The organism is Acinetobacter sp. Li1LvA2 (genome assembly GCF_056156705.1).
This window is the reverse complement of sequence record NZ_JBSICF010000003.1, coordinates 223793-235794: the sequence shown is the minus strand read 5'-3', so window position 1 is coordinate 235794 and position 12002 is coordinate 223793. Positions and strand designations below refer to the sequence as shown.

Genomic DNA, 12002 nt, shown 5'->3' with positions numbered 1-12002 from the left:
GTCTTGGTTTTTTTATGGCTCTGATTACTGAGCTTGCATAGGTGCATCTGCTGGCAAACCACCATCTTTTGCCATCGGGTCTGCCGACTGAGTTGGATCTGCTGGAGGCGGTGGAGTGTTCGGATCTTGTTGCGCTGGAGGAGCTTGGTTCGGTGCAGGTGGTACTGCATCCATTGGTGCAGCCGGAGGAGCCATTTCACCGCCTGCTGGAGGAGCAGGTGGAACATCTGCCGGAATAGGAGCACCAGTAGGCGCCGCATTTGTCGGTGCAGCAGAAACTTGTTGTACTTGTCCGCTATTGACTAAATCGCTAATAGAACCAGGTTGGCCATTTACCGTTGTCGTAACTTTCACTTTAGACAAACTTTCTAAAGTATCTCCTGGCTGGACTGCTGGTTCAGCCAAAGCGGCCATACTACATAATCCCGTGATTACGCCAATACCAATAATCTTTGAATGGATCATTAAGTGGACTCCGATTATATTTTTATCCAAATTTGTGGAGCTAACCATGTCATAAGCAATCAGTGTTTTTCAACGAAAGATACGCAATTGGCGTAATTCAATAGCCAAAGCATCTCATAATTCCAACAGATTGTTACGTAATGGGAAATTGAGTTACAAAAAAGATGACCATGTTTTAACCATTTGAAAGATAAGAGATATACTTAAAAAAGCAGGATTGTTAAGCTGCGTATGGACAGTGGTATTGATAAAAACATGGCAAGTAAAAAACGCAGTAAAGGTACAAACTCATTCTCTCTAAGTGAGCATTTTGGCAAGATTATTCTTGCTTGTATTGCTGCGGGAAGTTTTGCGATTGCATTTGGTAGTGAAAAGATTTCGCAGTGGTTTTCACCTTTAAGTACTAACTCGACTTGCCTTAATCAGTTCTATCGAGAAGTTCCCCCTGCTTTAAATAAAGATAGCTTAAAAAAAGACAGTTATCCGCTGTGTTTTAATGGCTTTAATGTCTTGTATTCAGGCATTTCTAAAACGCCGTTATGGTCGGCTGAGCATTTAAATGCAGAACGTTTGAGTGTCAAAATTAAGCGTGAAGACAACTTCCATGAAGAAACCCGTATTGATCAAAAGCATCGAGCATTATTAAGTGATTATCGTGGTTCAGGCTATGACCGTGGTCATATGGCACCGAATGGTGATATGCCAAATAAGAGCTCACAATCTGATAGCTTCTCGTTAAGTAATATGGTGCCGCAAGCCCCTAAAAATAATCAGGAAGTTTGGCGTAAACTTGAAGAAGCCACACGCGCCCTTGCCACTAAGCAAAAACAAGATGTTTATGTGGTTACTGGCCCTGTTTTTGAGGGTAAACGCCTTAAAACGATTGGAAAGGGTGTAATTGTTCCAACCGCCGTTTATAAAGCGGTTTATATGCCAAAAACTGGCGCTATTGGGGCTTACTACGCACCAAACAATAACTCTCTACAAGTGAAAGTGGTGAGTGTTTGTTACCTTGAAGAACGCTTAGGCGTTAACCTGTTCCCGCAGTTAACTGAGCAACAAAAGCGTAATGTCTATCGTCTACCTTTAACGGCAGCCTCGGTTAAGCTAAATCAGAAGTTGGACTATTTACATTGGGATGGCGAGAGTCAATGTGAGCAGGACTTAAACGCTGATCAAATTAAAGCGTTACAAGACCAGTTTAAAAAACAAAAAAGTGGTTCATCAGAAGCAATGGAAGCAAAAGTTCCAACGATTGACGAAGAAACACGCCAAGCGATTGTGAAGCAACTGGTTGAAGCATTGGTGAACTATTTCTTGCAAATAATGAAATAAGTAGCTTTTTTGATTGTTATTGCAAAAGCGTAAATGTTTAAAATAGAATCCATAGACAGATCTGTCTATGGATTCTATTTTAATAAGGACAATAACAATGTTTGCTTCGATGTTTCTTTTTTCATTTGCAATGTCTATTACCCCAGGCCCAGTAAATACTGTCATTTTATCGACCAGTTTAAATCATGGTTTAAAAAGATCGCTTCCCTATATTTCAGGTGCCACGATTGGTTTTACCTTGCTTTTAATTTTTATGGCATTTGGTCTTCAGAGTTTATTAACTCAGTTTCCTATTGTTTTAAAAATCCTTGCAGTTTGTGGAACACTATTTGTTTGTTACATCGGCATAAAAATTATTCTTTCTGCGGCCAATATTTCTATTTCAACTGCTCCCGTAGAGCATATTATTATTCCCAATTTTAAAGATGGTTTTTTGCTACAGTGGCTCAACCCCAAAGCATGGTTAGCTTGTGTGTCGGGCATTACCATGTTTACAAGCATTGAGAACCCGCAGTCTTTGCCGATCTTTATTATTATTTATTTCTTCACTTGTTATGCGTGCTTATTCTTTTGGGGGTTCTGTGGTGATAAATTTTCAGTGGTGCTCAATCAGGGCAACCGTTTGAAATATTTTAATATATTGATGGGAGCATTCTTAATTTTATCGGCTCTTTTAATTTTGATTGATTTTTTTTAAATTGGTCGTATTACACTGTGAAGATATAACAACGAGACAAGACCTATGTTTAAACCATTTGAAAAGGGTACAGAGTCTTCTTCAATTGAAGATTTAACATTAGAAAATGATGTCGATTGCGTTAGCATTTATGGCAACTTGCAAATCACCAAAGACAAAGTCGGGTTAGAACAAGCGAAGGCTTTACAGAACTTTTTAAATGAAGTGGTTGTGGCTTTGGAAAAAGAAGAATTGCCTGAGAAAATTGAACGTCCAGCTGAGCAAGAAATTAATAATCCGTTTTTATAATTTATGCATTCTATGTGTGATGTTTAGCATAGTCATTCTGCCATACAGTCTTTAATACCACGTTAGGTCTTATTGAGTTTGTATAGACATTTCTTACTTTTGAAAGACCAAAAGTAAGCAAAAGTCTTTTGTTGAACAGAGGGTACTTCCGTGTACCCCTGCTCAACAGGTGACATCCATGTCACCCACCGCGATAGTAGATTAAGGCTATATATAAAGAATTAATCCTTCTCCCCAGCAACTACCTTATAAATAATTGCACCAATCACAGCCCCTAAAATCGGTGCTACCCAGAACAACCACAACTGACTTAAAGCAGCAGTTTCAGCAAAGAACGCAACGCCTGTACTACGTGCAGGGTTCACCGAAGTGTTCGTCACCGGAATACTGATTAAGTGAATGAGTGTTAAGCCCAAACCAATCGCAATAGGAGCGAAGCCAGCAGGCGCACGACCATGTGTTGATCCTAAAATAATGATTAAGAAGAACGCTGTAAGTACCACTTCAATAATAAACGCAGAACCTAAACCAAATTTATTTGGTGATAAATCACCAAAACCATTTGAAGCAAAACCACCAACACCGTTAAAGCCCGCTTGGCCTTGAGCAATAATGTAGAGAACAAATGCAGCAGCAGTCGCACCGACCACTTGAGCAACAATATAGGGAATTAAATCTTTAACATCGAAGCGGCCGCCGACCCAAAGGCCAACACTTACCGCGGGATTAAAATGTCCACCTGAGATATGCCCTAGAGCATAGGCGCCTGTCAGTACGGTTAAACCAAAGGCAAGAGCTACACCTGCAAAGCCAATACCAAGTTCAGGGAAAGCTGCGGCTAAAACTGCGCTACCACAACCACCGAAGACTAGCCAAAACGTACCTAGAAATTCAGCAAAATATTTATTCATTCTGATTACTCATTTATTTAATCTATTTTAATTAATGTGAATTACGTCACATAAATTTGAAGCATGTGACTATATGAAATTTTTGTTTTCAGTGTTGTTTTAATCAAGAAAAGATTTGTAAGTTTTGGTTGGTTATTTTTTGTCTAAAAAATGATCTCTCCATTGCTGTGGTGTTTGATTAGTCCAATGTTTAAATGCTCTTTGAAAAGCACTTTGTTCGGAGTAACAAAGCAAAAGGGCAATCTCTTGTAGGCTCAAATGTGGGTCTTTTAAATACTCGGTTGCAAGCATAAAGCGCACTTGCTGAACGCGCTCCTGAAAGGTGGTGTTTTGTTGTTGTAAATGCCGTTGGAGCTGTCGAACTGACAGGCCTAATTGAGCAGCAATATATTCAATTTGATATTGATTTTTTTGCAGTCCAGTCAAAATTGAATGCTGTAAACGCTGATCAAGTTGGGTCGAATTTGGTAATTGTTCTAAAAGTGCTTGTGCTTGCTGAACCAATAACTGCTGTAGGGTGTGGTCGGCGCTGCTAAGCGGCTTATGAATTTCAGTAATGGGAATGAGTAACTCTGTACGCGGCTGGCTAAAACGAACGGGACATTGGAAGTATTGTTCATAAACCCTGATATTTTTAGGGGCAGCATTTAAAAAATGTACTTCATGTAAATGCACATCTTCATGAGACATAAAAAGACGTAAGAACTGAATGACCAGTGCAATCGCGATTTCATCAGTAAGCTGAGTAGGGTGTAACTCAGTCGCTTCCCAGCGAATAGAACCATATCTTCCTTGTAGCTCGACGACTAAAGGGCTGCCGTCATAAATCAGACGATGAAAATCATGATAGCGAATTAAAGCTTCACCTAAGTTATCGCAAGAGAGAGCAAGGTAGGCAATAATCCCTAAGTGTTTGGGTTGTACATATTTGGCAATTTCTAGGCCTAATCCTGGCTTCGGGTCTAGTTTATAAATGACTTCTAATAGATCGCGCCACACCACATAGTCAAAGCGTTCCAGATTTTGAATTTGTTCTAATTGTTCAGGAATAGCTAACTGATTGGCTTCACAATAAGCTTTTAATAGATGTCCGAGTCCCCCATAGACCGAACCTGTATAGTTTTTTAGTTGTGGCATCCCTAACCACCTCTTTCTTGTCGTGATTTGTCAATGAAACCATAAATTCTGGTCAATACCTAGCATAGCGAATTTTATATTCTGAATAAAAGAAAAAGGAGTTAGGCGATGTTAAAAGGGTTCATTGCAGGAATTGCGGTTGCGAATGCATTTGAATGGGTGGCGCATAAATATATTTTGCATGGTGTACACCGTGCTGGAAAACCGCGCTATAGCCCCGTGCCAAAAAGCATGGAATCCCATTGGGCACACCATCGTGAAGTCCGTAAACAACAATTTCATGATGATTGTTATGTTGAGGGCGTTGGAAACTGGCGAACTAAAAATGAGTTAATTTCACTGGCAGTCGTAGCAACCGTTTCAAGTGCTATTTTCTATCCATTTTCAAAAGGTATGGCACTTGCAGCTTGGTACAGTGCTGGTAATTATTATTATATTCATCGCCGTGCACATTTAGAGCCTGAATGGGCAAAGCGCAAAATTCCGTGGCATTACGACCATCACATGAACTCTAACCAAGACGCCAATTGGTGTGTAACCAAACCTTGGTTTGATTATGTAATGGGAACACGTGTGGTGTCTTCGGCAGATTTAAAAGAACAAAATCCTTTGGGTGTGCGTTTACCTGCTGCGTTTGCTAGACCACTTTCTCAAGCAGTAGAGAAAATCTTCCCTGCAAAATGGGTCGAGAAAAAAGAAAAGCCTGAACTTACTACTGAGGTGAATGCAGTAGATGGTGCTGCATAAAAAAATAAAGGGGCATATTGCCCCTTTAAATATAAATAAGCTTACAAGCGCATTTCGATGCCTTGTTCAGCCAAATATTGCTTAGCTTCTGGAATGGTATATTGACCAAAGTGGAAAATACTTGCTGCCAACACTGCATCGGCACCACCTTGTAAAATACCGTCTGCAAGGTGTTGTAAGTTACCTACACCGCCTGAAGCAATCGTTGGAATGGTTACGCGATCATTAATGGCACGCATTAAAGCAATGTCATAACCCGCTTTAGTACCGTCGGCGTCCATACTGGTAATGAGTAACTCGCCCGCACCGTAGTCAGCCATTTGTACAGCCCACTCAATCGCATCAATACCCGTTGGCTTACGGCCACCGTGAGTAAAGATTTCCCATTTGTTATCGCCAGTTTTTTTGGCATCAATCGCAACCACAATACATTGTGCGCCAAAGTGCTGAGAAGCTTCTTGAACAAATTCAGGGTTAAATACGGCAGCTGAGTTAATACTGACTTTATCTGCGCCTGCATTTAATAACGCACGAATATCTTCAACCTTACGTACGCCACCACCCACAGTTAATGGCACAAATACAGTCTCGGCCATACGTTCAACAGTACGGTAAGTGGTATCGCGTCCATGATGTGTAGCGGTAATGTCTAAGAAGGTAATTTCGTCTGCACCTTGTTCGTTATAGCGACGTGCCACTTCAACTGGGTCGCCCGCATCACGAATATCGAGGAATTGAACGCCTTTAACTACGCGTCCGTTATCAACGTCTAGGCAAGGAATAATACGTTTAGCAAGCATAGCTTTTTCCAAAAATAATCGCCGTTGGTGAAAGTTCCTACACAGGCGCTACACCTTCATGGAGGGAAGAGGTATTCTATCAAACTTCACAGATGTTTTTTGCAGGTTTTCCATGTCGGTTTATACCCCGTTGAGTTTAGATGAAGTTCGCACCTTTGCTGCACCTTATGGATTAGAGGTGTTGGAGCTGAACCCAATTCAGGGAGGTATTCAAAACACCAATTATTTTTTGGTTGATGTAAACCGTAAACAATATGTACTCACCGTGTTTGAAGAATTAGATGCACAAGGAGCAGGCGAACTCATTCCTGTTCTTGAACAATTGGGAACTCATGATGTCCCTGTTGCTGTGCCGTTAAAACATAGCGGACAAGCAGTTCATGTGATTGCAGAAAAGCCTGCACAGATTGCACCGCGTCTCATGGGCCACCATCCCATGCAAACCACAGTAGCGCAAGTTGCCGCAATTGCAGACGCACAGGCGAAGCTACATGTGGCTTTACAAGATTTTCCGCTTGAGCGTGAATATCGACGTGATCATCAGTACTGGACAGGTGTTGCAGAACAGCTTAAACCAAGCATGACTCAAGAAGACCAAACGTTACTTGAGCAGGTCTATCAAGCTTTTAATGCTAAAACAGCGCAGTATTCAAACCGACCAACAGGTTTTATTCACTCAGATTTGTTCCGTGACAATACTTTGTTTGAAGGTGAGCAATTACAAGGTATTTTAGATTTTTACGAATTAAATCAAGATGAATTACTGTTTGATATTGCAATTACCATCAATGATTTTTGTACTGAATATCCAGCAGCACATTTAAACTCAGACAAAGTGGCGGCTTACTTAGCGGCATACCAAAAAGTTCGTGTACTTACTTCAGATGAACTTGAATGTTTAGATGTATTCTTAGCAATGGCAGCATGCCGTTTTTGGTCAATGCGTTTGCAAGTTGCTCAAAAAAATAAAGAAGAAGGACGTACCGGCGATGACATTTTGCAAAAAGACCCGCAGGAAATGCGAGCAATGATGCAAGACCGTTTAAGTCATGTAAAAGCATAAAAGGGAATAAAGATGCGAGATCAGGGGCGATTAGTCGAATGGTTCGACGAAAAAGGTTACGGCTTTATTCAGCCGGATGATGCTGAAAAAGAGCGAGTCTTTTTGCATATTAAAGATTTTGCACGCCCCGGTCCTCGGCCAATTATTGGCTGTGCACTAGAATATCTGATTATTCTCGATGAGCAAGGTCGCTTTCGTGCTCAGCAGGTCACTTATTTAAAAGCATCTCAAACTCGTAAAGCATCAAAGCCTGTAAAAACACAATCTTCTTTTCAAGCCAGTCCATGGTCTGCAATGCAAATGGGGATCGTGTTTTATTTCGTTTTAATGGGCATTATGAGCTTTATCCATATTTTACCCGCCTATACCTTATTGTTTGTTTTAATGATGAATGTACTGAGCTATTGGCTTTATTCACAAGACAAAGAAGCTGCACAATTGGGTAATCGCCGTGTGCCTGAGCAAACATTACACATCGTTAGCTTTTTAGGAGGTTGGCCTGCTGCATGGTGGGCACAACAAAAACTGAGACATAAAACACAAAAACAACCCTTTCGTAAGATTTATTTTTGTACCATATTCCTTCATTTACTTTTGATTTTGTGGCTAATTTCTCCCTTAAATGTGTTGCGGGGCTCATAAAAGTAAATCGTTTTATTAAACTTGAGAGGTATAAAAATGAATAGTTCTATCGACCAAGATCCAAATCGTACTTTAACGCTTATTTTATATGTACTTTATATTGTCGCTATTTTTACAGGCGGCTTACTTGCGGTTATTGCTTTAATTATTAACTATGTAAAACGTTCCGATGTGCAAGGTTCAATTTTTGCGAGCCACTTTACATGGCAAATCCGAACATTCTGGTGGTATCTGGCTTGGAATATTATTGCTTTTCTGCCGTTTATTTTCCTGTTCTTTACAGGTGAAAATACTGACCTATTTGCAGGTGTTGCAATCTCATCGACCGTATTTTGTGTGGGTGTAATTGGTGCTGCATGGATCTGGATTGTATATCGTGCAATTCGTGGATTGATTGCTTTAAATGATAACCGTCCGATGTATCAATAAATCATGATTATTGAACATGTGCATTTGAGTATAAAGTCTGGGCAAAGTGAAGCATTTCTTGAGGCTTTTGAGCAGGCGAAACATATTGTTTATCCAATGGAGGGCTTCAATGCTGTCCAACTCATTAGACATGCAACAGACCCACATCATTATATTTTAATGATCTCTTGGGATGAGATTGAAAATCATACAAAAGGGTTTAGAAAGTCTGATGCTTATCAGGAATGGAAGGCATTGCTTCATCCCTTTTATGATCTAATGCCAACGGTTGAGTACTACCAGCCTTGTATTTCATTGAAGAAAAAATAATAGAATAAAAAAGGAGAGCATTAAACTCTCTTTTTTATTCTCGAATTCTTTTAGTTTTTTTAATTGGCAACTTAAGTTTTAACTCACTCACTAAAACACCTAATACCACTAACGCACCACCCAAAAGAGCAATAACTGGTAAACGCTCACCTGCAATTCGACCAATAATCCCTGCCCAAACAGGTTCTCCTGCATAGATAATTGCAGCACGGGAAGGATCAACCATACGTTGAGCCCAGTTCATCACAAATTGAATAAGCGCACTGGCTAAACCTAATGCAACAGCAAGGAGTATAAGTGGCCATGAAAATGCAGGAATAGCATGTTCACCCACCGCAGGCATAATGGCAAAAGAAACCAGAGAAGCTATGCCGAGTTGAATAACGGTGACGCGACGTAAATTTACTTTTCCAGCAAAGTAACTAATAAAAATAATTTCTAAAGCAATCGCAAGTGATCCGAGTACTGTGACAAGCTGTCCAAAATTTAAAGAGATTTGTTCAAAACCATTACCTGTCAATAAAATAAGGCCAGCAAAAGCAAGAACTGCTCCTACCCAAGTCATGATGTGTGGAACTTTTCTAAAGATGAGCCACATTAGAATAGGTACAAGTGGAACATAGAGCGCTGTTAAAAAAGCCGACTCACTACTTGGAATGGTTTGAAGTCCAATCGTTTGTGTGCCATAACCTGCTGCAATTACAAGACCAATCGTGCTGCCAGCACCTAAATCTTTTAAAGTAACGCCTTTCATACTCTTGAAAGAAATAAGCAGCAAGGTAAGCGCCGCGACAGCAAAGCGGCAACCCACAAAAAACATAGGCGATGAAAAATTCAGTGCATATTGCACAGTAAGGAATGTTCCACCCCAAATGATCGTAATCAAAACGAGTGCTAACTGTGGGGCTTTGGTTGAACTCAAAGAAATTGGTGACATATTCAAAATAGAAAGAATTGTGCAATATATTGCACATATTGCGCTATTCTTCTATTTTGTGCAATATATTGCTCATATTTTATTTGCTGCGTTATTTTATGAGCCAGTCCAGTACCGTTTTACAGCATGTCGGCACAAATATCCGTTCCTTAAGAGATGAGCGAGATTTAAGCCAACAGGACTTGGCAGATCAGGCAGGTGTAAGTAGACGAACGATTGCTGCATTGGAAACAGGACAGGTCAATATAAGCTTGGCCAAACTCGATGCGATTGCGGCTGTGTTAGGTGTAGACTTTAGAACGATTGTGAGTGCACCTGAGCATAAAGAACAAGCTTTGGTTAATGCACTGGCTTGGCAAGGTGAAAAAGAAGAAAGCAGAGCGACTTTTTTGGCTTCAGTTCCGTCTCGTTCCCAGGTTGAGCTTTGGACATGGTCGTTAGCAGTGGGGGAGTCGTATGTTGCTGAAGCAGACCCAGAAGGATGGCAAGAGCTTATTTATGTATTAGAAGGTGAGTTGACCATACAATTTGCAGATCGTTCAAAAACTATCGTTGCTGGTTCTTCATTTATATATGCTAGTTCAGTAACTTATACTTATATTAATAGTGGTAACCAAGTCCTTAAGTTTATTCGTAATGTGGTGTATTGATTAGAAATATTTTTATACTAATAATAAAAAAGAGCCTAAACCGGCTCTTTTTTTACATCTTAAAAATTAAAGACGGTTTTCATCTAACAACAGCTGAGCTTCACGAAGGTTTAAAGTACCTTCATAAATTGCACGACCTGTGATTGCACCTAAAATGCCCGGTTGGCCTTTTAAGTTGCGAACGTCATCAAGGTTAGTTACACCACCTGAAGCAATCACTGGTAAGCCTGAGTATTGAGCTAAGTTTACAGTTTGCTCAACGTTTACCCCTTGCATCATACCGTCACGCGCAATGTCTGTATAAACAATGCTAGACACGCCTGCATCTGCAAAACGTTTTGCTAAATCAGTTGCTTTAACGTCAGTAACGTTTGCCCAGCCGTCAGTTGCAACCATGCCATTTATGGCATCAATACCAACAATGATGTGACCTGCAAAACGTTTACAAGCTTCTTCTACAAATTCAGGCTCTTGAACTGCTTTAGTACCAATAATGACAAAAGTCACGCCAGCTTCTAAGTAGTGTTCGATAGTCTCTAGTGAGCGAATACCACCACCAATTTGAATTGGTAATTCTGGCTGAGCTTTAGCAATTGCTTCAACAACAGGCTTATGAATTGGAGTACCCGCGAAAGCGCCATTCAAATCAACCAAATGCAAACGACGTGCGCCTTCATTTACCCAATGCTGGGCAGTTGCAACTGGATCGTCAGAGAAAACGGTATCGTCTTCCATACGCCCTTGTTTTAAACGCACACATTTACCATCTTTCAGGTCAATTGCTGGAATGATTAGCATGCTTCCGCTCCTTGCTTCATCATGATTATGAAATTGTGCACATCTTAGCAAAGTATTGATCAATCGCTAAGCCTTAGAAAAGACTTTTATAACTTTACGCTTGAAGTGCGGTTTGAATCGTCTGTGAAATGTGAGCTGGTAATAGTTCTTGCTTTCTGAGCTCTTCAAATACCAATAATGCAGCATACGCATCAGCGGCAGCGTAGCTTATTTGTTGTGATGTAAGTGGCTTTCGTGCCCAATTTGAAGTTCCAACTTTTTTCGACTTTGCAAGATATTGCCCAAATAGCAGAGCAATCGCTTTTTGAACTCCCATTTGCTGTGTAAAACCAAAGTGACTAAAGGCTTTGGCTAGGTCGACACAACTTTCCAGCTCAATGCCTTTTTTATGAAAAATGTGCTTATCATTTTTAAGGCCAAAGCCGACTTTAATTTGCTGGGGGTTAGACAAAATGGGTTGCAAAAATTTTAAAGTCGATGAATTTACATGAAATAAATAGGCTTTTTTTGCTGTGGCAAGCTGAATCAAATGTGGTCCAGTTGAGATTTCACCCACTCGAAAAGTCGGTTTAGATTCAGAATCAAATCCCAAAACTACAGCGTTTTTTAATTCTTCTTCAATAGTTTTGCATTGCTCAATATTCTCAATCACGACAATATTTTGATAGTTAAGATTTTCAAAAGGAGGGAGCTGCTGAATAGAGGCTTTATCAAGGAGGGGAGAGGCTTCGGACATATTTAACAGCGTACAAAAGAATTGAGCTATTAGCTTTATATATGAATAAAGCCTAGAG

General features: G+C 40.3%; 16 protein-coding genes. 9 read left to right on the top strand and 7 right to left on the bottom strand.

Going from position 1 to position 12002, the window contains the following annotated elements:
* Positions 1 to 24: 24 nt before the first annotated feature.
* Complete coding sequence (locus ACS604_RS08435) at positions 25 to 465, bottom strand: hypothetical protein (RefSeq protein WP_004789916.1); 441 nt, start codon at positions 463 to 465, stop codon at positions 25 to 27.
* 255 nt (positions 466 to 720) lie between these two features.
* On the opposite strand from ACS604_RS08435, the gene ACS604_RS08430 reads away from it, so the two are divergent.
* From ACS604_RS08430 to ACS604_RS08420, 3 genes are all read left to right on the top strand, one after another.
* Positions 721 to 1800, top strand: coding sequence for a DNA/RNA non-specific endonuclease (locus ACS604_RS08430; protein ID WP_440203166.1), 1080 nt, complete (start codon positions 721 to 723; stop codon positions 1798 to 1800).
* Between the two features lie 97 nt (positions 1801 to 1897).
* Positions 1898 to 2497, top strand: coding sequence for a LysE family translocator (locus ACS604_RS08425; RefSeq protein ID WP_004789913.1), 600 nt, complete (start codon positions 1898 to 1900; stop codon positions 2495 to 2497).
* Positions 2498 to 2542: 45 nt separating this feature from the next.
* Positions 2543 to 2785, top strand: a complete 243-nt coding sequence (locus tag ACS604_RS08420) for a hypothetical protein (protein WP_174730484.1) — start codon at positions 2543 to 2545, stop codon at positions 2783 to 2785.
* A 221-nt stretch (positions 2786 to 3006) separates the two neighbouring features.
* Here ACS604_RS08420 and aqpZ read toward each other — a convergent pair whose 3' ends face one another.
* Positions 3007 to 3696 (bottom strand): aquaporin Z, encoded by a 690-nt coding sequence (aqpZ, locus tag ACS604_RS08415; RefSeq protein WP_004789911.1) that lies wholly within the window; start codon positions 3694 to 3696, stop codon positions 3007 to 3009.
* Between the two features lie 132 nt (positions 3697 to 3828).
* Positions 3829 to 4833: an AraC family transcriptional regulator gene (locus tag ACS604_RS08410; RefSeq protein WP_474771236.1), complete on the bottom strand. Its 1005-nt coding sequence runs from the start codon at positions 4831 to 4833 to the stop codon at positions 3829 to 3831.
* A gap of 108 nt (positions 4834 to 4941) precedes the next feature.
* Here ACS604_RS08410 and ACS604_RS08405 point away from each other — a divergent pair, with 108 nt between their 5' ends.
* Entirely contained in the window at positions 4942 to 5580 is a 639-nt protein-coding gene (locus ACS604_RS08405; RefSeq protein WP_004789908.1) for a hypothetical protein, read from the top strand.
* 41 nt (positions 5581 to 5621) lie between these two features.
* Here the strand turns inward: ACS604_RS08405 and hisF are convergent, their stop codons facing one another.
* A complete protein-coding gene (gene hisF / locus ACS604_RS08400; protein ID WP_004789907.1) occupies positions 5622 to 6380 on the bottom strand; it encodes an imidazole glycerol phosphate synthase subunit HisF in 759 nt (252 codons plus the stop codon).
* A 112-nt stretch (positions 6381 to 6492) separates the two neighbouring features.
* On the opposite strand from hisF, the gene ACS604_RS08395 reads away from it, so the two are divergent.
* From ACS604_RS08395 to ACS604_RS08380, 4 genes are read left to right on the top strand one after another with little or no spacing between them, the layout of a single operon-like run.
* Positions 6493 to 7443: a homoserine kinase gene (locus tag ACS604_RS08395; RefSeq protein WP_174759150.1), complete on the top strand. Its 951-nt coding sequence runs from the start codon at positions 6493 to 6495 to the stop codon at positions 7441 to 7443.
* A 12-nt stretch (positions 7444 to 7455) separates the two neighbouring features.
* The gene (locus tag ACS604_RS08390; protein WP_440203169.1) at positions 7456 to 8085 is read left to right on the top strand and encodes a DUF1294 domain-containing protein; all 630 of its coding nucleotides are present in this window, start codon (positions 7456 to 7458) and stop codon (positions 8083 to 8085) included.
* Between the two features lie 36 nt (positions 8086 to 8121).
* On the top strand, positions 8122 to 8514 hold the full coding sequence (locus ACS604_RS08385) for a DUF4870 family protein (RefSeq protein WP_005300857.1): 393 nt from the start codon (positions 8122 to 8124) through the stop codon (positions 8512 to 8514).
* A gap of 3 nt (positions 8515 to 8517) precedes the next feature.
* Complete coding sequence (locus tag ACS604_RS08380; protein WP_474771233.1) at positions 8518 to 8823, top strand: antibiotic biosynthesis monooxygenase family protein; 306 nt, start codon at positions 8518 to 8520, stop codon at positions 8821 to 8823.
* A gap of 34 nt (positions 8824 to 8857) precedes the next feature.
* Here the strand turns inward: ACS604_RS08380 and ACS604_RS08375 are convergent, their stop codons facing one another.
* Positions 8858 to 9760, bottom strand: coding sequence for a DMT family transporter (locus tag ACS604_RS08375; protein WP_443270377.1), 903 nt, complete (start codon positions 9758 to 9760; stop codon positions 8858 to 8860).
* Between the two features lie 98 nt (positions 9761 to 9858).
* Between ACS604_RS08375 and ACS604_RS08370 the strand changes: the two genes are divergently transcribed.
* Entirely contained in the window at positions 9859 to 10410 is a 552-nt protein-coding gene (locus tag ACS604_RS08370; protein WP_174730511.1) for a helix-turn-helix domain-containing protein, read from the top strand.
* A 66-nt stretch (positions 10411 to 10476) separates the two neighbouring features.
* Here ACS604_RS08370 and hisA read toward each other — a convergent pair whose 3' ends face one another.
* Positions 10477 to 11208 (bottom strand): 1-(5-phosphoribosyl)-5-[(5-phosphoribosylamino)methylideneamino]imidazole-4-carboxamide isomerase, encoded by a 732-nt coding sequence (gene hisA / locus ACS604_RS08365; RefSeq protein ID WP_016139952.1) that lies wholly within the window; start codon positions 11206 to 11208, stop codon positions 10477 to 10479.
* A 94-nt stretch (positions 11209 to 11302) separates the two neighbouring features.
* Positions 11303 to 11944: a 3'-5' exonuclease gene (locus ACS604_RS08360; protein WP_474771231.1), complete on the bottom strand. Its 642-nt coding sequence runs from the start codon at positions 11942 to 11944 to the stop codon at positions 11303 to 11305.
* Positions 11945 to 12002: the final 58 nt, after the last annotated feature.